Origin of the sequence: Tychonema sp. LEGE 07196 (assembly GCF_963890365.1) — a bacterium.
Taxonomy (GTDB): domain Bacteria; phylum Cyanobacteriota; class Cyanobacteriia; order Cyanobacteriales; family Microcoleaceae; genus Microcoleus.
In genome coordinates, this window is the sequence record NZ_CAWPRX010000070.1 from 42,141 (window position 1) to 63,970 (window position 21,830).

Below are 21,830 nucleotides of genomic sequence, written 5' to 3' on the forward strand. Positions count from 1 at the left end.
CCTAAATCCCCTTGAGAAGACCCACTTTGAATGTTTCTGGTCTCCCCCTTTTTAAGGGTGGTTAGGGGGGATCGAAAGCCTAATAATCCAACCGTAGATAGGTACTGCGGTGGACGTGTTTGTTAACACAAATCGGTATGAAGTTATTACTACGAAAGTTACTATGCTCACAGATAAAATTATTGTTCCTTTGGATGTGGCCAGTCAAGAAAGTGCGATCGCCCTGATTGACAAACTCCCCGATGTATCTTTCTGGAAAGTCGGTTTAGAGCTATTTGTGAGCTCCTGGCCTGGGATTTTGGAAATTTTAAAACAGCGGGAAAAACGGATTTTTCTCGACTTGAAATTCCACGACATCCCGAATACTGTAGCTGGTGCTTGTCGGGCTGCAGCCAAGTACAATGTAGATTTATTGACAATCCATTCTACCTGTGGTAAAGATGCTTTGAAAGCCGCACAATTGGCTTTGGACGAAGGGGCGGCGGCTGTCGATAAACCGAGTCCTAAATTGATTGCAATTACTCTGTTAACGAGTTTGAATTCCCGACAGTTGGCTTTTGAATTAAAAATACCTTTAGAGTTGCCAGAATATGCTTTGCACATGGCATTGTTAGCCAAGGAAACAGGTTTAGCTGGTGCTGTTTGTTCTCCGCAGGAAGCAGAACAGTTAAGAATGAGTTGCGGGGATGATTTTCTGTTAGTTTGTCCGGGGGTGCGTCCGAAATGGGCCGATGGGGGCGATCAAAAACGCTCGATGACTCCAAAAGCGGCATTTAAAGCAGGTGCGGATTATCTGGTAATTGGGCGGCCGATTACAGCTTCCGACGATCCGGTGGCGGCTTTTGCGCGCATTTGTGATGAGATTGGATAAACACAGATGATCGCAGATCAAATCCCATCAGCGCTCATCTGTGTTTATCTGCTAACATCTGCGGTTGTAAGTCCGACTTTGGCGGTTAATGTTGCGACAAATTATGCTAAGAGTATAAGTGCAAGGGGGAATGGTTTGTTAGGGCGATCGCCCTGTCCGGTAGATTTAGAAGCTTTAGTCGATCGCCTGTTGCCAGATTTGCCGAGTTATGCTAATCGGGTAATTGCGCGATCGCACTTTTCTCCTAACAATTCTACACCGCCCGGTTACGTGTCCCGTCAAATAATTGTAGCAGGTCGCCCGGAGTTTCAACCGCTACCTTTAAATTTTGAAGATGCGCTTCCTGAAAATACCAATCAAGCTTTTATTACTACTTTAGAAACGCAGTATCTGGGGGGAAAGCGAGTCGAAATTCAGCAATATCACTGGCTGTTTTTAGCTAAAACCCCGAAGGGTTGGGAATTAGTAAAAATTGTTTCTCGGTTTGGTACGGCGGCGGATGTTAGCCCGTTGTTAGCGCCAGAGGGGGAGACAAGCGCAATTGCTGAGGCGATTCGTTTGTGGTTGCGAGATTGTCCTGCAAAGCCATAACTTGAGTTTCAAGCAAAGGGGGCGGGTTTTTGAGATTGTGGGTAAATATCAGAGATTGTTGGTGAAACCCGCCCCGATCAATCAACAACAAAAATTTATTGCTATTGCTATTTTAATTCATCCAATTTAGCCTTTATAGCCTGCATATCTTGCCACATAAACCATTTCGGACTTTCCGGTTCTCGGGAAGGATTTCGTAACAAGTATGAGGGGTGGAAAATTGGCATACACAGCCGTCCTTCCCATTCAATCCATTGACCTCGGATTTTACTAATTGGCCGCTTGTCGCTTAACAATCCTTTGAGGGCTGTTGCACCGGTTAATAAAATAATTTTGGGATCTAAAATGCGAATTTGTTCCAGTAAGTATGGTTTGCAAGCTTCGATTTCTTTGGCTGTGGGAGGGCGGTTTTTGGGTGGGCGACATTTGATGACGTTGGCTATGAAAACGTCGGTTTCTGCACTCAATTCTACGGATTCTAAAATCTTATCTAGTAGTTTGCCCGATCGCCCGACGAAGGGTAATCCGGTTTCATCTTCGTTTTGTCCGGGCGCTTCTCCCACAATCAAAATTGAGGCTTGAGGATTGCCGCGCCCGATGACGGCGTGAGTGCGGGTGTTGCCCAATTCGCAGCGGTGACAGCGGTTGCAGTGCTCGCCGATTTGTTCCATATTTTGATAAGTGCCCGGAGGAATGGGAATTTTGGCATTTACTGGGATTGAGTCGTTTTGGAAGGCGGCACTTTGATTGCTGTCAAAAAGACTGAGTTGCAAGTCGCTGGACATATATTTTACAATTAGAGAGATTTTGTTGAGTCTAGAGTTTATAGTTTAGATCGGGTTTTGTGATTTGAGATTGGCTAGATGCTTTTATGCCATGCGATCGGGCACAATTTCAATTTAACACTCGCAAATCTCACAGGACTAGCGACACAGAAACCCGGTTTTTCGGAAAAATATTGGTTTAGCCGCGAAGTATCTGCGAATAAACCGAGTTTCTGACTCTCAAATTTCACATTTTTTGTTGAGTTCGTACAGGCAGAAATATGTTGTCTAACCCGTTTTTTGACGATCGCGCCGATGCAGGCGAAAAACTGGCTGCTGCTGTTGAAAACGAGCTCGGCAAGTTGAATTTAACGGCACAAAATGCTGTGAAACCGATTGTTTATGCCTTGCCGCGCGGGGGTTTGCCCGTTGCTGTGCCGATCGCGCGCCGCTTGGGTTGTGCTTTGGACGTGGTTGTCGCCAAGAAAATTACTCGCCCGGATAATTTGGAATTGGCGATCGGGGCGGCAACTGCTGACGGCCATGTTCTCTGGCAAAATCAAAAACACCCAAGTTTACGCTGGCAAAAATCAGCACTCCAGCAGGCTGAAAATAGCGCTCAATCTCTGCTGGCAGATTTGGCTGCTGGACGACCAAATGTCAGCGCGGCGGGGGCTTTGGCGATTTTGGTGGACGATGGCATTGCCACGGGGATGACGGTGGCTGTGGCGGCGCAGGCTTTGCAGTCGCAGCAACCGGCTGCTTTGTGGATTTGTTCGCCCGTGGCCCCCCATGATTTGATGAGATTTTTGGCGCAAATAGGCGATAAGTCGATTATTCTGGAGACTCCTCACCCTTTTTACAGTGTCAGTCGCTTTTACGCGCAGTTTCCGCAGGTGGAGACGGCGGAGGCTTTGGGCTGTTTGCAGAGACAGATTGAGTGGCGATCGTAGGTTAAGCTAGAAGGCTAAATCTAAAAGCTCGATCGCTAGCTAACACATGAGACCTTGGGAATATTGGTTGAACACTGTGATTCTCTCTACTCAGCACAATCCGCCTCGGTTTGTTGAGTTGGTGATGTTGACTTTGGCGATGATTTTGTTGGGGCTGTGGAGTGTAACGTTGCAGTGGCAGTATTTAACGCTGTCTTTAAGTTATATAATTGGTTCGTCTTTTTCAATTTTGGTGCGGGAATATATGGGCCCGCAACCTCAATTTCAATTGACTCATTTGACTGCTTTGCTATTATTAATTATCAGTTTTTATAGCTTTGCTGAAATGATTAGATAGTTGATATTTTTTTTGAACGAACCGCGAAGCCGCGCGTCAGCGCTAGGATGCAAAGGAAGAGGAGAGATGATCGAGAGTTCAGTAATTATTCGCGATTATCCTATATTCTAATGCGGTTGATGCAAAATTATGCGGTTGCCGGCGGGATCGAAGGCATAAATTTCTAAACCGTGTGAGGCTTTGATAATTTCTCCGGCGGGCGGATATCCTAATGCCCAAATTCGGGCGATCGCAGTTTCGATATCGCTGACTTCCAAACACAAACTCATGCCTGTTTTTGCTCGATTTGCAAATTCGGATTTGTGGGAATCTTTGGGTTTGAATATGCCGAGTCGTAAGCCGGGAAGTTGAAATTCGGCATAAATATTGGGAGTGTAAGGATTTGGTTCTATGTCGAGAAATTTGGTGTAGAATTTGACCAGAACTTCGTTGTCGAGGTCTGCTAAAGTTACTAGGGCGGCGCTGTATTGGAAAGTCATGTAAATTAGATGGATAACTGGTAATTAACAAGTAAAATTTGCAACAAAAAAATCTAAAATCCTCCAATTCGTCCCACTATTTGAATTTTGCCTCGTGCATTGCCTTTGAGAATCACAGCTTCGCCGCTTTGGGGAATAATATCTGTAATTGCTGTAATATTGACTTGATGCGTTACCATAATAATAGCACCTTTTGTGTTGCGATTGTCAATAATTAATTTGCGGATTGTCGCTGTTTGTCCCGATTCTTTGCTGCTGTTGCTAAAGAACGAGTTCAGCGCCGGAAACGGCTCGACTTTGCCTAAATTTATCAGTTTTGCTGTTTCCAAACACCGGCACCACTGACTCGATACAACTCTAACAATTTTGATGTTGCGGTTGCGAAATTCTGCCCCAATTTGCTGGGCTTGGGTTCTTCCTTGTACTGATAAATTGCGCTGGCTGGAACAGTCGCCTAACTTAAAGTTAGCAGGATCTCCGGTGCCAGGGGCGATCGCGTGTCGCATTACCACCACCAACCCTGTATCTCCCCGCTGCAACAATTGCCATCCCGCTTGAGTTTGGGCTTTGGTTGCTGCGTCAGAAGTGGCAGTTTGAGTCGTTATGCCGATCGATAATACTAAAGCTAGCAAACCGAAAAACCATTGACCGTTGAGGTAAATCTGTGCTGCCATTGTTCCAGAACTTAGAAATTATCTTATCATATTGTAATACAACAAATATTTCTCTATGGAACTCACAAATTTTATTGCTCTGTCTGTCATTGTTGTCGCTGCGCTGGGGATTGGCATAGGAACAATGACTTGGGCTTACTTCGGTAAGGGCAGCATTTCTGTACTGTTTAAAGAACCAATTTTAAACTCGCCAGAATTTCCAGATACTGACGCAGGTAGCAAAGCTGCGGTTTATTTTCAAGCAGGAATTGAGGCTTATCAATTGGGAAATTATCGCAAAGCTGAAGATAAATTTACTAGCGCCATACAACAGGTGGCAACGGCAGAAGTTTACCACAATCGCGGTTTGATTTTTGCGAATTTGCGATCGGACGGCGAGGCGGTGGCAGATTTGATCCGTGCCAGCGAATTATATCAACAGCAGGGGAATATCCCCGCGATCGAGACGATTAAACAAAATCTTGCAGCTTTGAAGCAGCGCAAATTAGAACGAGAAAAACAAAAAGCTGTAGCGACATAAATTGCGGGATTTACGCAGAAACCGGGTTTTTTACGAAAATATTCAATTGTGCTTTGCTCGTTACTAGGAAGAACCTGGTAACGAGTAACAAAATATTCAATTGTGGCTTTAACTCTCGGTAATAAATCTGGTTCCTTCGGTATTGACGCGCAAGTTTCAAATTAGTGGGTGGATTCATTCCAATGAAACCAAACATATTTTTTACGTCTGTTAAACCCGGTTTCGCGATGTATCGCGTTCGATCCAAAATGTTGAGAATAAACCGAGTTTAACAGAATTCTTAAATTCTAACATCAAGATGTAACATTCTCGCGAAAGGCTAAATTTTTCTGGTATCTTCAATTTGGTCGATTTGAGAAATTAGCATTTCTCGGCTAGATGACACAACTCGATAATTAGTAATTGGATCGTAAGCTTCCCACTCTTGAGTGACTTCGCTATCTTGCCACAAAAACCATTCCCGGTAAATTTCGCCGTCGTCAATGTCGCCGCACAAATTAAGCCAATCATCTCCTCCCAGACTCTCAAAATCTCCTCCTACTAAGTCAATCCAAGCCGCTACGATACAAGATTCTATAGCACTATTATCAAAAGTAACTGCCGGAGATTGAACAGAGGTTTCGGGATAGCAAAGTGTGGATTTCATACGCTGTACCTGAATGTTATGTTATTAATTTATAAAAAAATCCTTAACGGTAGGGATCGCACAATGCCACTATCGGAACCTCCACAGTTTGTACCTCAAAAAATCTCGATCGCCCAAACGCTCAAGTGTTGATGGTGTATGACTTTAGGGCGCTTTGGGTGAAGCGGCTGCAGAGGCTAATTTGAGCCAATTTGCTAACTGGTACAGCACAAAGCACGCGCTGCGAAGCTATCCCGTGGGGAATCGCCCGAAGATTTCTGGCAAAGGCGATCGCCCGACCCGAAGCGCAGACAGCACGATTGCTAACTGTATACTTGGTAGGTTGGGGAGTTTCCGTACAGTTTTTGTGGTAAAATTAGCTGTTACCAGACTTTCGCAACCACAGCGCGGCGTTCTCAAAAGCTAAGGACGGTGGTGCGATCGCAACTTTTGATTTATTGTTAATTTGACGAGAAGCCCGATCGACCGTTAGGGGAAAAAATTATGGAAGCAACCAACCAAGACAGAATTATCACTCTGACACTCAACTATACCAACGGCAAACAGCAAGAGTTCGAGTTCATTTCGTCAGCAGAAAGGGTAGGAGAGCAAGCAAATTTAGGCACTCGCCTGCACAAATTCTTGACTGCAGATCCAATAATTATCGAATTAGCAGATAAACTTGTAGTTATCCCTATTCACAACATAGAAAGTCTTGAAATATCGCCGATTCCTTCCAAATTGCCAGATGGTGTCTTTCACTCAATGCGAGAAATCCAGAAATAGTTAAGCTGTTGAGCCTGCAAATTTAAATTTTAAGGCGGGCTTACCCACTTACATAGAGTAGAGTTTTAATCAACAGAAATATCCCAGTTAGATGATGTTCGATCGATTAACCTAATATTACTTCGCACGCGCGATCCGTTTTTGTTAGGGCGATCGACTGGATACAATCTTAAAGAGGCAGAAATTTATTACAACTAGCCCAATTTAAATTAAAAATAATTTATTGTATTGTTTGAAGTGAGGATATATGTTCGATGAATGATGAGAATAATTGCAGGTTTTGCAGACTTTAACATACCCTAAAAAAATGCTAGAACTCCACTGTCACACAACTTATTCCGACGGTACTCTCACCCCAGCCGAACTCGTAGCCGCCGCCGCTTCTTCGGGGGTTCGCGCCTTGGCTGTCACCGATCACGATACGATGTCGGGTTGGGATGAAGCCTTCGCCGCCGCTGCTTTGCACGGTATCGAAATAGTCCCCGGACTCGAACTCAGTACAGTGCACAACGGTCGATCGCTGCACATTCTAGGTTTTTATCCCGATGCAAATAAGTTGCGCGTTCCTTTGAACGATCGCATAAAAGGAAGATTGAGGCGATCGCAAGAAATGGTAGAAAAATTAGCAGCACTGGGATATGCGATCGAACTACCAACAACATCCCCAGGAATGGCACCGGGAAGGCCTCACATTGCCTCTGCGCTGGTAAAAGCTGGTCACGCCAAATCATCGCGGGAAGCCTTCGATCGCTGGCTGCGAGACGACGGCCCCGCCTACGTGCATTACGAGAAATTCTCGATCGCCGAAGGCATAGATTTACTCAAGAGTTGCGGCGCAGTACCGGTGTGGGCGCACCCTTATTTATTTCGCGGCGGCGCTGTTGAAGAAGTGTTGAAAGAATTAGTAGATGCGGGTTTAATGGGAGTCGAAGTATACCATCCCAGCCACAGTTCCAGCCAAATAAAAAAATTAAAAGATTTGTGTCTTGAATACGGTTTGCTGGTAACTGGTGGCAGCGATTATCACGGCCCCGAACCCGAAAGAAATGAAAGAAAAGGTGTTGAAACTACCCAATTGAATATGCTACACATACCGTTAGACTTGCTGGAACCGATTAAGGTTGCTGCGGCGAGTTTGAAGTAATAACTGTAGGCTGCGTCAGTTGAAACCGGAGCAGATGGGAATAATCAAGTCATTCTAACGCACCTTATAAGACCTCGCGATCGTTCTTTAGGGTGCGTCAGTTTATATAGCGAGTCAATCGAAATAATTAAGTCATTATGACGCACCCTACTAAAAACCACGGGCAATCAAACCAAACATAAATTAATGTGAAGTTAGCGAGGAATTTCAGTTGAGCTAATGTTAGGATAGCAATAACGTTTAACTACCCAGCGGAGCTGATTATGAGTGTAGAAGACAGGGCAAAGGCGATCGGCAAAAACGTAGAAGGCAAAGCTCAGGAAATTTTCGGTAACATCACCGGCAACAAAAAAGATCAGGCTGAAGGCAAAGCGAAACAAGCAGAATCCGCCGCCCGCCACGCAGCAGAAGATGCTAAAGATGCTGTGAAAAATATCGCAGATAAAGCTAAAAGAGCGATCGACAAATTGTAAGCTGTCGGGCATCTAGATTGTATTTTTGGGGCAGGCTTTCTGGTCTACCCCACAAGAATTTTTATCAAACTTGAATGTCCTTCGACTCCGTTCAGTAACCGTAAGATCGTGTGCTAACAAGTTTTCCGAACTTAGGTATAGCCTTTCTGTGCTCTCATATAAGGTACTATCCGGGATAGGGCATACCTGACTTTTGTGAGAACCGCTATCTCAGTATCGCAAACAGGGTGTTATAAAACTACAAAATCTTATAGTAATTATATCGCTGCCGCTGGCATCGTCAGGTGATTTAACCGGCGCTAGAACACAGAGTACACAGAGTCCGAGAATATATATCTGAATCATTCCGATGAAGAGAGGATTTGATATTACTTACCCAATAACGAATCAACATATTTCATCCACATTGATCGGCCTTCGCCTGCGCTTAAAAGTCTGGTTCTTTGGCTAAAAGCTCGATCGCCAATTCCATCCGATCCTTCCCCCGCGCCAGAAAACCTTCGCACTCCTGCAAACACTCCACAGCCACCGCAAACTGCTCGAAAACCTCTTCTAGTGGCAATTCTCCAGATTCCACCCGATCGATAATTGCTTCTATGCGATCGACCGTTTCCTCATAATTCCAGTCAGACTGGCGCAACTTCGACTTAACCATAGCATTTATTCTGCATCCAACACTTCTACAATCTTAACTTTCAGCACGCCCCGACTCAACCTCACGGTTAACTCGTCTCCCAATTCTAAACCGTCAGTTTCGCGGACAATCCTACCGTCAGCTTGCATTACCGCCGCATAACCCCTTTCCAAAACCGCCGCCGGATTTAGGGCTGCTAACTTTTCTTGCAATATTTCCAGTTTACCAGTTGCTTGCCGCAAAGTTCGCGATGTCGCAGGCAACCGTTTTAGTCGGTTTTGTAACTGTTGCAAATGTTCTGATTCTGTCTGAAATCTGGCTTTGACAACACTTGCTAAATTCAGCATTCTTTGCTGGTGTTCCGAGTAAATATCTGCTAAAATTGGTACGGCTTGGGCCGCTGCCGCTGTCGGAGTGTGGGCTCGTTTATCTGCTACTAAATCGGCGAGAGATTCGTCTCTTTCGTGTCCGATTCCTGTAATAATTGGAATTGCACAATTGGCGATCGCCCTGACAACTCTTTCATCATTAAAACAAGCCAAATCCTCCGCAGAACCACCGCCCCGCGCTAAAATGATCGCCTCGGCCCTACCATCCAATTCTACCAGCGCGATCGCCCTAGCAATCGCAGCCGGAGCCAAATCTCCCTGCACCAAAGTCGGCGACAGCAACACCCGCAAACCCGGATATCTCTGCGCTAGAGTGCGCTGAATGTCCCCCCACGCAGCAGCGCTATCCGATGTCACCACCGCCACAATTTGCGGGTGTGCGGGAATCGGGCGCTTTCTGGCGGGATCGAAGAAGCCCTCAGCTTCCAAGCGCGATCGCAATTGCTGCAACCGCAAAGCATCCAATCCTTCCCCAGCCGGTAGCGATTGCACAACTGTCAACTGATACTCGCCGCGATTTTTGTAAACCCGGATGCTTCCAAAAACCAGCAATTGCTCACCTTTTACGGGTAACTTCAATAATTTTTGCCGCTGAGAATTCCACGCCACGCAGCGAATCGCAGCGCTTTTGTCACTGTCGCAGAGAGTGAAAAAGCAGCCGCTGGCGTGCTGCGAAACGTTGGACACCTCGCCAATCAGCCAAACCGATCGCAAGTAGCGATCGCCCTCCAGCAACTCTTGCAGGTATGATGTTAGTCCGCCCACCGACAACGTTGTCTCAGGAAAAATTGCATTCATCTAACAATTTGAGATTTTAGATTCTAGATTTTAGATTTAGGCTACTATATTTAAGGGAATTTGTGCGGGTTGATTTGGCGATCGTATATTAGTTGTAAATAAATTAATGATATCAGATGTCATGACTTCGATGAATGTGCTGCGCCAAGAGGCTGCGGCGATCGGCATTACTGATGCCGAAGCGAGAAAATATGGCGACCTCCGCCATAAAAGAACTTGGTCTTTGGCGATCGAACATCATCTCTCGATGCAAGATTTTGCCGTTGGCGAAGCCCTCGAAGAGGATCGCGCAGAATCCGATTCTTCCCGCGCCATCAAAGACTCTCAGCCCCTTGAGTTCAAAGACTGCGGTATTCAGCTAACGGCGAATCTGGGCGAATCTCCATTCAAAATTGAGAACCGCACATCACCTCTGGCTTCGCCACCACAGTCAGGAAGCGCGATCGGACAGCCCAACAATTCCGACCGCCTCAGCCACCAAAACCGAGGCTTTAAACAAGTAGTTCAAAACCACATTAAAGCCTTAACAATTGCCTCAACATCCCGCACAATTCAGATCAATTCACAAGTCAGCAATTGGGTTTGTCCTGAGTGCTATCCAGAGGTTGAATCGGGTTGTCACCTGTGCGCCGGAGAAGGCTATATAAGCGACATTGCAGCTATTGGCTGGACACTAGCTTATATGGAAATGTTGGGCTGTTCTGCTCGCGAAATAGAACCCCTGCGAAACTTTTCCTCTTCGTTTAATATCCTGGAAATTAATTTAAAAATTTGTGTTGCTGTCAAAAAAAGTACCGAAGTTTTAGCGCGTACAGAAAAATGGGTAATTGGTAATTGGTAATATAGCCTTTTTTATAAAGATGAGGTACTATGCGGCCTAGACCAAACCGGGCATAGGGCATACCTCACTTTTTTGAGAACCGCTATATCAAATTATCATCAAATCATTTCCTATCGCTGACAAACAATACGGATTCTAGTCCTTTTAAAGCAAATTCTAAATCGTCATTGACAACCTGAAAATCGAATTCTCCCGCCGCTTCAATTTCCTCCTTGGCCCGCAGCAATCTCCGGGCGATCGCACTTTCGGAATCTTGACCCCGACTCCGCAGCCGCCGTTCCAATTCTTCCCAAGAAGGAGGTAAAATAAAAAGTCGCAAAGCCTCTGGAAACTTATTTCTAATTTGCCTTGCTCCTTCGAGTTCAATTTCCAAGATTACCCATTTTCCCTCACCAATGCCCTGTGTGAGAGCAAAATAGGGAGTACCGTAAAGATTGCCGGCAAACTCGGCCCATTCTGCTAACTCGTCAGCCTCAACCATTTGTTCAAAACGGCTGCGGCTGACAAAATAGTAGTGTTTTCCCTCAATTTCTCCCTCGCGCGGTGTACGAGTTGTGACGGATACCGAAAGACATAATTCGGGATGGCGATTGAGGAGCGATCGGACTAAGGTGCCTTTCCCCACACCGCTAGGCCCAGTCAGAACAATTAATTTACCGGATTTCATTTTTAGAATAGAAACTCGTAACAATTTAAGCTTTCGGTTACTTTATACTGTAAGTGCTCAAATTGCAACTGACAAACATCAATCATCCCGAACTTGACTGTCTTTACCGATCGCAAAACGATTAGCCACCGTTTCCGGCTGAATCGCCGAGAGGATGACATGACTCGAATCTGTAATAATTACCGCCCTCGTGCGGCGGCCGTAGGTAGCATCAACCAATTGTCCGCGCTCCCGCGCATCAGTAATTATACGCTTAATTGGCGCTGACTCAGGACTGACAATGGCAATCACTCGGTTAGCCGACACAATATTACCAAAACCGATATTAATTAATTGAATATCCATGAAAATCTTAAATTTTGGGTGAACGAGTAACTATCAATCCTTACTTATTATCATATATATCAAAGTTTTTTGACAATACAAAAAAGATTCATAACTCAAGTTTTGAATTTTTACCTGCTTTTTTTCTGTTTTTTGAGTCGCCGTCCCACCGTCTTTATCAAAACTTTAAAAAACTAGCGCTGTTAACCGCTTATATTAAAGATTTGGTAAAATCCAGGTTTTTTAGTTGCCAATAAAAGCCTTAGCTGTATCGAAAAAACAGCCCGTAAATATTGCAAAATATAAAGCTAACTTCTAGTTGAGGAAAAATTAAGTAGAATCACTGATAGATTACAGCAAATATTTGCAAAGGGCAGTTTATACTGAAAGTATTAACACTGATACTGCTTTGATGAGCCTTCAACCTAAGCTAAAACCGGCTGGCGATTTCTGAAGAGGGATAGCTGCGCCTCTAATACCAATTTCAAAAAATAATGCAACAGTATTCTTGTCCCCCCCCGCGAGCTCGGGGGGGCTAGGGGGGGTCGGAGAGTATTGCATGATTTTAGAGAAATGGTATAAATTGCATATTGAAATTGTCGAAAGGAGTGTGGGGTGTCGGGTGTAGCGTTGGAGCTTTCGGAGCGTGTAAATTAAATGCCGGTTAGCTGATGAAGTCCTGACTACAAACCTTTGAATTCAGGAAAAAACCGGGATTAATCCAGATACATTCACCCGTATTAATCCCGGTTTTTATATCGTTTCCGGCTGCATCGGAATAATAAAATCGAGTCAGCAGTTAACACTCAACCATTCAGTTTTTCGACCGCGAGTCAACAGTCAACAATCAACAGTCAACAATCACCTGACGGTACAACCAGGATTGATATTCCACAGTCGATTAAGCCGCAACTAAACCGCTGTGTCTTAACAAAGCCTTAGTGCTAGGTTCGCGTCCCCGGAAAGTTTTAAACACTTCCATCGGGTGCAAACTGCCGCCCAATCCCAACACAGTCTCGCGGAAGCGTTTACCCGTAGAGGCGATCGCATCTTCATCTTCCAAACCAGCCTCCTCAAACGCCGCAAAAGCATCAGCGCTGAGAACTTCCGCCCATTTATAACTGTAATAGCCCGCCGCATAACCGCCCGCAAAAATGTGTCCGAAAGCGCACAAAAATGCGTCTTCTTTCAGAGGAGGTAAAACAGTCGTAGTTTTAGCGATGCGATTGCGGACATCCGCCACAGTTTCGCTACCGCCCGACTGGTAGCGGTGGTGCAATTCGATATCGATACTGCTAAAATGTACTTGTCTGAGCATGACACTGCCGCTCATGTAGTGGCGCGCTGCTAGCAATTTTTGGTAATAGTGTTCCGGCAAAGTTTCCCCGGTTTCGTAATGCTTTGCCATCCCGAACAAAGTAGCCCGATCGTAACACCAATTTTCCATAAATTGACTGGGCAATTCCACCGCATCCCACTCAACATTATTGATACCAGAAGCCCCCGGATAGTCTACCGTTGTAAGCATATGCTGCAAACCGTGACCGAATTCGTGAAACAAAGTTTCGACTTCCAAAAAAGTCATTAAACTCGGTTTTCCGTCCACCGGAGGACTTTGGTTGCACACCAAATAAGCCACCGGCAACCGCGTGATGGTTTTTCCCGCTTCCACAAATTTAGCGCGCACCACGCAATCGTTCATCCAAGCACCGCCGCGCTTTTCTTCTGGGCGACTGTAGGGGTCTAAATAGAAATTGGCGATCGTATTTCCGGCTTCATCATCTATTTGGAAATAGCGCACATCTTTGTGCCACACAGGAGCTTGACCGTCCGCCGCCGTTACTGTCACGCCAAACAGCCGCTTTACTAATCCAAATAAGCCATCCAATACCTGCGGCAGAGCAAAATAAGGGCGCAATTCTTCTGCACTAAAAGCAAACTTTTCTTCCCGCTGCCGTTCCGACCAAAAACCCATATCCCAGTGCTTCAAATCCCCGGATTCCGGCGCACCTTTGGCCGCCGCAAACGCTTTTAACTCTTCTAAATCTTTGACAGCAGCACTGTAACTAGCTTGGCGCAATTCTTCTAACAAAGCTTCGACTGCTGCAACGTCGGGAGCCATTTTGGTCGCCAGACTCAATTCGGCATAACTGTTAAAGCCGAGCAAGGCTGCTTTTTCCTGGCGCAGTGCTAAAATGCGATCGGTCAAAGGCCAGTTATTCAACTCTCCACTGCTGGCTCTGCTGATAAAAGCTTTATACAACTTTTCGCGCAACTCGCGGCGAGTGCTGTGCTGCATGAAAGGGCCGTAACTGGGGAAGTCTAAAGTAATCCGCCAAGGGCCGTTTTCGGCATCGGCATTTTCTGCGCCGGCACTGCGAGCGGCTTGGGCTGCCAAACTCAACAAACTCGGCGGTAAACCGTCAATTTCCTCTTTGTTTGTGAGGGTGATGCTGAAAGCTTTGGTAGCGTCGAGGACGTGATTGGAAAATTGAGTAGTAATTTCGGCCAATTCTAATTGAATGGCATTAAAACGCTCTTTTTGTTCGCCTTCTAAACCCACGCCGGAGAGTTGTGCGTCTCGGAGAGCGGCTTCGACAATTCGCTGTTGAGCTGACTCTAAGCTGTCCCAATTTTTGTTGGCCCGCAGCGCTTTAAAAGCTTCGTAAAGCGGTTTGCTTTGACTGACTTTGCTCCAAAATTTTACTACTTCCGGCTGCACTGTTTCGTGGGCCGATCGCAATTCCGGGCTATTTTTCACCCCCATCAAATGTCCGACAATGCTCCAGCTCCAATTTAAACGCTCTCCGAGCTGTTGCAAGGGTTCTACTAAACCGCTCCAAGTCGGCTCTACAGAGGCTTCTAAGGCAGCTAGCGAGCCTTCTAGCTCGGTCAGCAGTTGGGTAATAGCGGGGACTACGTGCTCTGGGGCGATCGCGTCAAAGGTCGGCAATCCTTGGCCAATTAGTAATGGGTTATCAGGAATATTTACGGTTGCAGTCATTTAATTTTATTGTAAGAGGCTGAAAACAGGTGAACTAGACAGATTAGCTTTTAATTTTGTAACACAATTGTCGAAAAATTTGGACGACCGCCGGGAGATGGGGAGAAGAAGAGAGTGGGAGAGTGGGAGAGGGGGAGAGGGGGAGAGGGGGAGAATTAGGAAAATCTTCCTTATATTCTCCCGACTCCCGACAACTAACAACTGCTTTCCTGTCAACTAACAACTAACAACTGCTTTCCTAACAACTGCTTTCCTAACAACTGCTTTCCTGTCAACAGTCAACTGCCAACTAACTTTCTTGCGTATGCTGCAACTGCTTTACTACCGAGATTAAACGCTTGAGGTGAGGTTTCACAACTTCTTGTTGCTCGTGTTCCAAACGGTAGATTTGAGCTTGGACTGCAGACAAATCGGGAGTCGATTGGTGCGGGATAGCTTGCAGTTGGCTTTGCTGATTTGCCATGACTTTCTGGATTTCCAAGAATCGACTATTTACTGCTTCCCATTCGTCTTGGGTGATAGCAGTTTCTGTCAAGCATTTTGTCGCGGTTTGCAGTTTCTCTATCGCGTCTTCCACGGCTTCGAGATTTGCAGGTTGGCCGACGGATAAATCTTGCAGTTGTTGGCTCACTTGCTCGCGGACATTGAGTACGGCAGATGCTACGATTTCTTGCAAAGAAGCTACCGATTCTCCCAAACTCAGCAACTGCCGCTCAATATCTAGAGACTCGTCAAAGCCTTCTGTTCTAGGTAATGCAGCCATTTGCTGGCGCAGCGTTGCAATATCTCCTGACAACTGCTTCCGCAATTTTACAATTACCGTCACTGCCGTTTTTTCGACTTTATTTACCGAGTTTTGGACGCTGGCTAGTTCGGAATTTTGGTGAACCCGCACTTGTTGCTCGAATCGATATCGGTTAGCAACATTCAGCGACAAAGCCAAAGTGAGGGGCGCTACTCCGTAAAAAGCTTGACCCGACAGTGCTACCGCCAGGGAACCGACTCCAGAGGCCGCCAGAGAGGCGTATTCTGCTAGTTCCAGCCAGTGTCTTTGAGGAAAGCTTGGCCTTAAGTGGTTTCTAGCAGAGGGGTTTGGCTTCCGCACGGCTCTTTGGGTCATAGTATTTTCTCGTTGTTGGTAAGGTTGCGAGACTGGGTGAAGCATTGATTTATATCCTTTTTTCAGTTATATGTTTTAGATTATTTCGTGACACTCTTCTATTTTTACCTTATTAAGTAGGTTAAGGATAACTGGTATATTATTATGTATTTGGGATACCTAGGCGCGATCGCCCGCCATTGGGGCTGTTAAACGGTAAAACCCAGCGCGCCCTCTATTTTACAGGAGGCGGGTGCGATCGGGTTTGGGCGATCGACCATCGCGACAAAAGCCTATCGATTGTTAGATTTTAGATTAAAAATGCCACCTCATGAGGGCGATCGGAGTTTTGAGCCGTTCGGGAGTTGCATTTTTGTTCCTGCATTGGTATAATCTATTCTTGCTCAATTTGCCGGAACCAATTTACAGAAAAAATTGACCGATGAACTCAGAAAAACCCGAAATTGGCGATCGGCTAAAGTCTATTTTCAGTATCGCAATCTTTATCATTCTCGTACTCGCAGTCGGCTTTTTAAGCGTGAATTTTATTTTAGCTCTCTATGCAAAATTTGCTTAAAATTAGGACTTACCCACGGGTGCCATAAACCGTTTTTTTTCTAGAATATTTCGTTACAACCACAGATTCGATAAAAAACCCAGTTTCTTTAGTCTGAGGGAACCCCGCCACCGAGAAGGACACGGCAATGCCGTTTCCCTACCCAATTAATTGTAGGGAAACGGCACTGCCGTGTCCTGAATTTGGGTAATTTATCATAATTTCAACTGTAAAGATTGTGGTCTGGGTCTAACCAGACAATATAAAAAACATTTTCACTAAAAAATCCATGCACCCTACCGTATTCATTAGCAGATATTTGAAACTGGTAGGGAACATTTACTAGCGCAGCTTCATTGGGCATCCCGAAGCCATTAGGCTCAGTTGTATCTAGCCAGACAATTCCATGACAGCGCAGACTTTTACTCTGATTATTAATAATTTCTTGAGCTTTCAATTGTGACAAATCGCGCAGCCTTTTCAGTAAAGATGCTAGATACTTAGCATCTCTACCGCCAATGGAGAATTTATCTTTATCATCCTGATAGTACCGGAAGGAAAAACTAATTCCTTCGGGAATTTGGATAGTGACAACCTCTCTCCTTGGTGAAGATGGTTGACTGCGAATCTCTGTATCTTGTCTTTTTTTATGCTTCTTCGATGACACGGGTTTTGTAAAATTTTCTCATTGATTCCTTCGTAATAATAGCATGAGAAGGTTCATCTTTTGGCAACTCACCTCTAGCATTAATCCAAGGATCTTCGCGTCGCACCATCAATTCTAACTCATAAGCATCCCGAAAGAAATAATCATCGGATAACTCGTCTAAAAACTCTTGTACTTCTTCTGAAAACTCTGGTTTTTCGACTTCTTTCAGAATTGGCTTCCAGTCAAATTGTTCTTTGTATTCGTAAAATAAAGCCGGAATAGTCGGCCCGTGCACCCAAGCTTCAAAATCTTCATCAAACAGCGGTGTATCCTCAAATGCTAGATACCATGCTTGAGCGTAGTACAATAGTTTTTGTAGCTTGTGGTTGCTGAGATAGGAGCCGACATCATTGGCAAACCAGATGTAGTAATCTGCGAGTTGGGAGGCTGTTGTGACTGTAGTTATTGTGGTCATACAACTCGAATCAATAAGTTTTGTATTCTATGATAGCACAGTCACCACTCTTAATGATGGGGCGGTTGAAACCGCTTCTTGTCAAACAAAGTCTGCCTCCGCAGACTAAGAAATAAAAGGTTTATTAACAATGGTGCAAAATCTCCGTTACAATCCTTTGATATACTGCTTCATTACAGGTGACAAAGTATAAAGATTTTCCTGTTTTTCGATAAAGCAGCGCCGCGATAGAGATTGCAAGGCGTTTAGCAAATCTGATGGTGGTATTTGTCGGTTTTGTAGCAATTTGGCGAAGTTGACTGGCTGGTTTTCTGTCGCAAACAATGACATAACTTGTTTTTCTAGTTCGGAAGTGCGATCGTACTGCTGTTGTAAAACATCTTTCAAATCTTCGGGTAACAATATGGTATCATCTATTAATACCTCAGTCGCGCCGATTCCCAACTCTTGAATCAAAGTCGCCACGCTTTTTAACCAGAAGGGGTTGCCTTGGTAGCGGTGAATGAGTGCTTCGCAGTTATCGATTTCTACTAATCCTTTATCTCTGAGAATTTCTCCTGCGGCTGCGGTGTCTAAGCCAGTGAGTTGTAAGGTACGAATGGGAGTATTTTCGCTGGTGAGTTGAGGAACTTCTTTCGGCGGTTCCCAACCGACTAGCAGAAAGCAACTTTGATGGGATAATTTTTCTATTTGTTTGAATAGGGAGCGATATTCTTCGTATTTTGGTTTATATTTTCCTGCCAATTCGCCACTACAGAAAAGGTTGTGAATGTCATCTAAGACTATTAAACAGCGATGGTTTTGTAAATATTTAATCAGCGGTAAGGGTTTCTGGTTTGTTGCGGATGAATCAGGGTTTTCTGACTGGGAAAAAAGCTGTGTTAGGTTGGATTGCAATTTATCTATGGTGGGGAATTCGTCTAGTGTGTACCAAACTGCGTACTCAAACTCGTTTTTGATTTGTTGTACGAGTTGTACTGCTAGGGATGTTTTGCCGATGCCGCTGATACCGGTGAGGGTGATGAGGCGGCAGTTTTGTTGTAGAATCCAGGTTGTGAGGGTTTGGAGTTCGTGGGTGCGATCGTAGAAATTACCCAACTCCGGCATCTCGCTTAAATCTTGATGTAAAGTTTTGGTTGGTTTTGCGTTAGCTGTTTCCTGATTTGGTGGGTGTGAGTTTGGTATATCTGGCGGGTGTCTACCTTCTCCACAAAAACTAATATTCCTAATTTGCACAGAGTCTTGTGCAACATTTGATGAGAATAAGGAGAATTGCAATCTCTCTATTGCCGATCGGAAATTCTTTTTATTAACATCTTCTCCCAACTCTTCTGAAAGTATCGGCCATAACTTTGAGCCAACATCCCTCACATAACTTTCGTTACAGTGAATATCATCGGCAATTTTGGTGTATTTTTCACCTTGCATGGTACCTCGCAGAATTGCCTCTTGTAAGTTATCGAGGTGCTGACCGGTTTTGGCAAACACCATCTCGTCAGCCATTTTTAACACTTCCTTAAGATTCATGCAGTATGGTGGATGTTGTGATTTTCCGTATTATACCTAACATTTTCCAACATTTTCTGGCATTTACAAACATTTTTTACATAAGGCGAGTTGGAGTAGCCAACAAAATTGCCAACAAAATCCAGCATTTTTGGCTAGACAAAGCTTTGATTGCCAAGGAAAATAGGAGAAGTATTAAAGCGTAAATTGAGATATTTAACGCTTGCAGTTTTATACCTTGTAACAGTGTGTTAGAGCGCAGTTGCGTTCTCATTAATAGTTAGCTTGTTAACAGTGCATGGCTCCAAAACAAAATCGAAGATCGGAAAATCGTTGTCGTTATTATGTTCGGCGTGAAGCTGAACGTCGTGGTTGGGATCTGCGTCACGTTAGTAGCGGAGGAGATGTTTTAGAGGAGCAAGAAATTGAGGCTTATTTCCATAATATTGGTCTTCAAGGCGAACGCCCGGACTTTCTTTTCTGTTTGGTAAGTGATCCCACGATTATTGTCGAGGCAAAAAACGAAGCAGGTAAACTAAAACAAGCACAAAAGGAAGCAGAGGATTACGCTGAAAAAATCAATGCAACAGGTAAATACAGTATCAAAGTAGCGGTTGGTGCTGCGGGAGAAGAAGATAAAGGGTTTGAGATCAGTGTTTCTTTTTTGACTCATCAGGGATGGATTTCTCTCACTTCACATGGCTTCGCCCTAACTACTTTTCCAACCAAAGCAGAAATTGAAATTGCGCTGAAAACCGATAATGGCTCAACAAAAGTTAGTGTACCATCACAAGCTGAGTTTGTTGATGCCGCAATTGAAACAAGTCGTATTCTACGCACTGCGAAAATAGAAGCTCCACTTCGTCCTAAAGTGATTGGTGCTTTAGTTTTGGCTATGTACCAGGGACAAATTGATACAACTCCTACTAATGCGTTATCCTCAGTTAATACACTAGCTGAAAGTGCTATTAATGGCGCCCACAAATTACCAGATAAAAATAAACAACGACTCAAAGATGCTCTTCGTTTATCCGGGGCAGATTTTAATCGCCTTTCTCCTTATATTGGTCGAGTAGTCAATACACTAAAACGCCTCAATGTTCGCTCAGTCATACAAACGGATGCTGATTTTTTGGGAATGTTCTATGAAGCATTTTTGCGTTATGGCTATGATAACAATGCCCTGGGAATTGTTTTCACACCACGACATATTACGCGGATGTGTGCCGAATTAGTTGGAGTTAGTGTACGAGATCGGATTATTGATATTGCTGCGGGTACAGGCGGTTTTCTCGTTGCTGCATTTGATGCCATGATGCAACAAGCTCGTAGTGCTGCTGAAATTGAGAAGGTCAAAGATTCAATTATTGGTTTTGATACTAATCCGACTGTTTGGGCGCTTTCGATGCTCAATATGTTCTTTCGAGGAGATGGTAAAAGTCATATTTATAACGAAAGCTGCTTTGACGAAAATATATTCTCGATTGTAAATCGTAGATGCACTAGAGCGTTTCTAAACCCGCCGTTTTCCCAAGACGAGGAGCCGGAGTATCTATTTGTTGACCGAGCAATGGATGCACTAGAACCAGGTGGATTATTGACTGTAGTTGTATATGCTGGAATTTTCGCCGATATGGATCACAACGCATGGCGACAACGTTTTCTACTCAAACATAAACTCCTCGCCATGATTAGCCTTCCTGAAGACTTATTTTACCCGACTGCTGCACCAACCTCGATCATGGTTGCTGAAGCTCATGTACCTCTTGCCTCAACTGACAAAATATTCATGGCGCGAATTTGGAATGATGGATATGAAAAGCTTAAGGGTAAGCGTGTGGAACGAGCAGGCAATCAGATTGATGAGATTGTCAACCAATTTCATGTTTTTATGAAAGGTCAAACGGTGATTTCTGAATTAGTCACAGTCGTAGAAGGATGTGACATTCTCCCATGAGCAATATCGAGTGGAGTCCACAACAATGGCTACCTCAACCTAAACTCTCAGAACGCGAATTTGAACGTTTACGAAGTGAAGCTATGCGCGGCATCTTTGAAGCGGTGACTTTGATGCCAGACTTGGCTGATGTTGTTCTTGAAGATTTTGGGGTTGCAGATGAAGAGGATGACGGTAATGAATTACCTTATGGAACTCATGGAACACTTTCCAAATACTTCGACATTAAGAATGGACGCTCGATAGGTGAAAAAAATTACATTGAAGGCGCGATTCCCTATATAAGTAGTGGTGACTCGACCAACAGCATTATCAGCTTGATTGATCCTGTTCCAGAGGAGGTGTTTGAGCAAGGCGGCATCACGATTACTGCTTTTGGCAAAGCAGCGTTACAGCCCTGGTCATTTATGGCAAGGGGCAACGGTGGCAGTTCAGTTCGGGTTTTGTTGCCCAAGTACAAGATGAGCCTCAACGATTTGCTCTGGTTTGTGGTGCAGATTAACAGGCAAAGATGGCGTTTTTTCTATGCTCGGATGGCAATTAAGGGGCGTATCGCCAATCTAGAAGTCAGTGCTCCTCCCAAAGCTTTAGTAGACACTGGAAAAACCTTGTTTGAGCGAGTTAGAGTCTTTCGTGAACAGCTTGAAGACCTTGTACACCTCAAGACCAAGCTTCCAGTTTAGATCAACGTGGAAGTGCGATCGCCCGATAGCG

26 protein-coding genes are annotated in these 21,830 nt (G+C 44.7%); 13 read left to right on the forward strand and 13 right to left on the reverse strand.

Translation table 11 applies throughout. The features are described from left to right. Window positions 1-163: 163 nt before the first annotated feature. Together pyrF and AACV78_RS08980 are read left to right on the forward strand one after the other, a co-directional pair. On the forward strand, window positions 164-871 hold the full coding sequence (gene pyrF / locus AACV78_RS08975; protein ID WP_194011308.1) for an orotidine-5'-phosphate decarboxylase: 708 nt from the start codon (window positions 164-166) through the stop codon (window positions 869-871). Between the two features lie 6 nt (window positions 872-877). Further along, window positions 878-1,462, forward strand: a complete 585-nt coding sequence (locus AACV78_RS08980) for a hypothetical protein (RefSeq protein WP_194011307.1) — start codon at window positions 878-880, stop codon at window positions 1,460-1,462. 107 nt (window positions 1,463-1,569) lie between these two features. On the opposite strand, the gene AACV78_RS08985 is transcribed toward AACV78_RS08980, so the two are convergent. Then, entirely contained in the window at window positions 1,570-2,247 is a 678-nt protein-coding gene (locus tag AACV78_RS08985; RefSeq protein ID WP_194011306.1) for a uracil-DNA glycosylase, read from the reverse strand. 260 nt (window positions 2,248-2,507) lie between these two features. Between AACV78_RS08985 and AACV78_RS08990 the strand changes: the two genes are divergently transcribed. After that, on the forward strand, window positions 2,508-3,179 hold the full coding sequence (locus AACV78_RS08990; protein WP_194011305.1) for a phosphoribosyltransferase: 672 nt from the start codon (window positions 2,508-2,510) through the stop codon (window positions 3,177-3,179). A 76-nt stretch (window positions 3,180-3,255) separates the two neighbouring features. Next, window positions 3,256-3,516 carry a hypothetical protein gene (locus AACV78_RS08995; RefSeq protein ID WP_333117539.1) on the forward strand — a complete coding sequence of 87 codons (261 nt, stop codon included), beginning with the start codon at window positions 3,256-3,258 and terminating at the stop codon, window positions 3,514-3,516. A gap of 107 nt (window positions 3,517-3,623) precedes the next feature. Here the strand turns inward: AACV78_RS08995 and AACV78_RS09000 are convergent, their stop codons facing one another. Together AACV78_RS09000 and AACV78_RS09005 are read right to left on the reverse strand one after the other, a co-directional pair. Next, complete coding sequence (locus tag AACV78_RS09000) at window positions 3,624-3,995, reverse strand: VOC family protein (RefSeq protein WP_194011303.1); 372 nt, start codon at window positions 3,993-3,995, stop codon at window positions 3,624-3,626. Between the two features lie 53 nt (window positions 3,996-4,048). Next, window positions 4,049-4,669, reverse strand: a complete 621-nt coding sequence (locus AACV78_RS09005; RefSeq protein WP_194011302.1) for a histidine phosphatase family protein — start codon at window positions 4,667-4,669, stop codon at window positions 4,049-4,051. 55 nt (window positions 4,670-4,724) lie between these two features. Between AACV78_RS09005 and AACV78_RS09010 the strand changes: the two genes are divergently transcribed. Further along, complete coding sequence (locus AACV78_RS09010; RefSeq protein WP_194011301.1) at window positions 4,725-5,189, forward strand: tetratricopeptide repeat protein; 465 nt, start codon at window positions 4,725-4,727, stop codon at window positions 5,187-5,189. A gap of 319 nt (window positions 5,190-5,508) precedes the next feature. Here AACV78_RS09010 and AACV78_RS09015 read toward each other — a convergent pair whose 3' ends face one another. Continuing rightward, entirely contained in the window at window positions 5,509-5,835 is a 327-nt protein-coding gene (locus AACV78_RS09015; protein WP_194011300.1) for a hypothetical protein, read from the reverse strand. 154 nt (window positions 5,836-5,989) lie between these two features. Here AACV78_RS09015 and AACV78_RS09020 point away from each other — a divergent pair, with 154 nt between their 5' ends. From AACV78_RS09020 to AACV78_RS09035, 4 genes are all read left to right on the forward strand, one after another. Next, window positions 5,990-6,241, forward strand: a complete 252-nt coding sequence (locus AACV78_RS09020) for a hypothetical protein (RefSeq protein ID WP_194011299.1) — start codon at window positions 5,990-5,992, stop codon at window positions 6,239-6,241. A 77-nt stretch (window positions 6,242-6,318) separates the two neighbouring features. Beyond that, window positions 6,319-6,600, forward strand: coding sequence for a hypothetical protein (locus AACV78_RS09025; RefSeq protein ID WP_194011298.1), 282 nt, complete (start codon window positions 6,319-6,321; stop codon window positions 6,598-6,600). 307 nt (window positions 6,601-6,907) lie between these two features. Further along, a complete protein-coding gene (locus AACV78_RS09030) occupies window positions 6,908-7,744 on the forward strand; it encodes a PHP domain-containing protein (protein WP_194011297.1) in 837 nt (278 codons plus the stop codon). A gap of 263 nt (window positions 7,745-8,007) precedes the next feature. Further along, window positions 8,008-8,217 (forward strand): CsbD family protein, encoded by a 210-nt coding sequence (locus AACV78_RS09035; protein ID WP_194011296.1) that lies wholly within the window; start codon window positions 8,008-8,010, stop codon window positions 8,215-8,217. 427 nt (window positions 8,218-8,644) lie between these two features. On the opposite strand, the gene xseB is transcribed toward AACV78_RS09035, so the two are convergent. Together xseB and xseA are read right to left on the reverse strand one after the other, a co-directional pair. Further along, complete coding sequence (xseB, locus tag AACV78_RS09040) at window positions 8,645-8,872, reverse strand: exodeoxyribonuclease VII small subunit (protein ID WP_106149016.1); 228 nt, start codon at window positions 8,870-8,872, stop codon at window positions 8,645-8,647. A 5-nt stretch (window positions 8,873-8,877) separates the two neighbouring features. Beyond that, entirely contained in the window at window positions 8,878-10,038 is a 1,161-nt protein-coding gene (gene xseA, locus AACV78_RS09045) for an exodeoxyribonuclease VII large subunit (RefSeq protein WP_194011295.1), read from the reverse strand. Between the two features lie 106 nt (window positions 10,039-10,144). Between xseA and AACV78_RS09050 the strand changes: the two genes are divergently transcribed. Further along, window positions 10,145-10,879: a PIN domain-containing protein gene (locus AACV78_RS09050; RefSeq protein ID WP_228042135.1), complete on the forward strand. Its 735-nt coding sequence runs from the start codon at window positions 10,145-10,147 to the stop codon at window positions 10,877-10,879. Between the two features lie 103 nt (window positions 10,880-10,982). Here the strand turns inward: AACV78_RS09050 and gmk are convergent, their stop codons facing one another. The 4 genes from gmk to AACV78_RS09070 form a co-directional block, all read right to left on the reverse strand. After that, a complete protein-coding gene (gmk, locus tag AACV78_RS09055) occupies window positions 10,983-11,546 on the reverse strand; it encodes a guanylate kinase (protein ID WP_194011294.1) in 564 nt (187 codons plus the stop codon). A 78-nt stretch (window positions 11,547-11,624) separates the two neighbouring features. Next, window positions 11,625-11,891: an extracellular matrix/biofilm regulator RemA gene (remA, locus tag AACV78_RS09060; protein WP_194011293.1), complete on the reverse strand. Its 267-nt coding sequence runs from the start codon at window positions 11,889-11,891 to the stop codon at window positions 11,625-11,627. Between the two features lie 880 nt (window positions 11,892-12,771). Continuing rightward, the gene (locus tag AACV78_RS09065) at window positions 12,772-14,874 is read right to left on the reverse strand and encodes a M3 family metallopeptidase (protein WP_194011292.1); all 2,103 of its coding nucleotides are present in this window, start codon (window positions 14,872-14,874) and stop codon (window positions 12,772-12,774) included. Between the two features lie 289 nt (window positions 14,875-15,163). Beyond that, window positions 15,164-16,039, reverse strand: a complete 876-nt coding sequence (locus AACV78_RS09070; RefSeq protein ID WP_194011524.1) for a hypothetical protein — start codon at window positions 16,037-16,039, stop codon at window positions 15,164-15,166. A gap of 376 nt (window positions 16,040-16,415) precedes the next feature. Between AACV78_RS09070 and AACV78_RS09075 the strand changes: the two genes are divergently transcribed. Further along, window positions 16,416-16,550 (forward strand): hypothetical protein, encoded by a 135-nt coding sequence (locus AACV78_RS09075; protein WP_255512998.1) that lies wholly within the window; start codon window positions 16,416-16,418, stop codon window positions 16,548-16,550. Between the two features lie 202 nt (window positions 16,551-16,752). Here the strand turns inward: AACV78_RS09075 and AACV78_RS09080 are convergent, their stop codons facing one another. The 3 genes from AACV78_RS09080 to AACV78_RS09090 all read right to left on the reverse strand — a co-directional run bounded on the left by AACV78_RS09080 (window position 16,753) and on the right by AACV78_RS09090 (window position 19,180). Then, window positions 16,753-17,196, reverse strand: a complete 444-nt coding sequence (locus AACV78_RS09080; protein WP_194011525.1) for a hypothetical protein — start codon at window positions 17,194-17,196, stop codon at window positions 16,753-16,755. Continuing rightward, window positions 17,177-17,653: a Panacea domain-containing protein gene (locus tag AACV78_RS09085; RefSeq protein ID WP_194011526.1), complete on the reverse strand. Its 477-nt coding sequence runs from the start codon at window positions 17,651-17,653 to the stop codon at window positions 17,177-17,179. Before AACV78_RS09085 ends, AACV78_RS09080 begins: the two co-directional genes overlap by 20 nt. Before the next feature lie 147 nt (window positions 17,654-17,800). Continuing rightward, entirely contained in the window at window positions 17,801-19,180 is a 1,380-nt protein-coding gene (locus tag AACV78_RS09090) for a helix-turn-helix domain-containing protein (protein ID WP_194011527.1), read from the reverse strand. A 277-nt stretch (window positions 19,181-19,457) separates the two neighbouring features. Here AACV78_RS09090 and AACV78_RS09095 point away from each other — a divergent pair, with 277 nt between their 5' ends. Continuing rightward, on the forward strand, window positions 19,458-21,116 hold the full coding sequence (locus tag AACV78_RS09095) for an HsdM family class I SAM-dependent methyltransferase (RefSeq protein ID WP_194011528.1): 1,659 nt from the start codon (window positions 19,458-19,460) through the stop codon (window positions 21,114-21,116). Beyond that, the gene (locus AACV78_RS09100) at window positions 21,113-21,799 is read left to right on the forward strand and encodes a restriction endonuclease subunit S (protein ID WP_194011529.1); all 687 of its coding nucleotides are present in this window, start codon (window positions 21,113-21,115) and stop codon (window positions 21,797-21,799) included. The genes AACV78_RS09095 and AACV78_RS09100 overlap by 4 nt, the downstream gene beginning before the upstream one ends. Window positions 21,800-21,830: the final 31 nt, after the last annotated feature.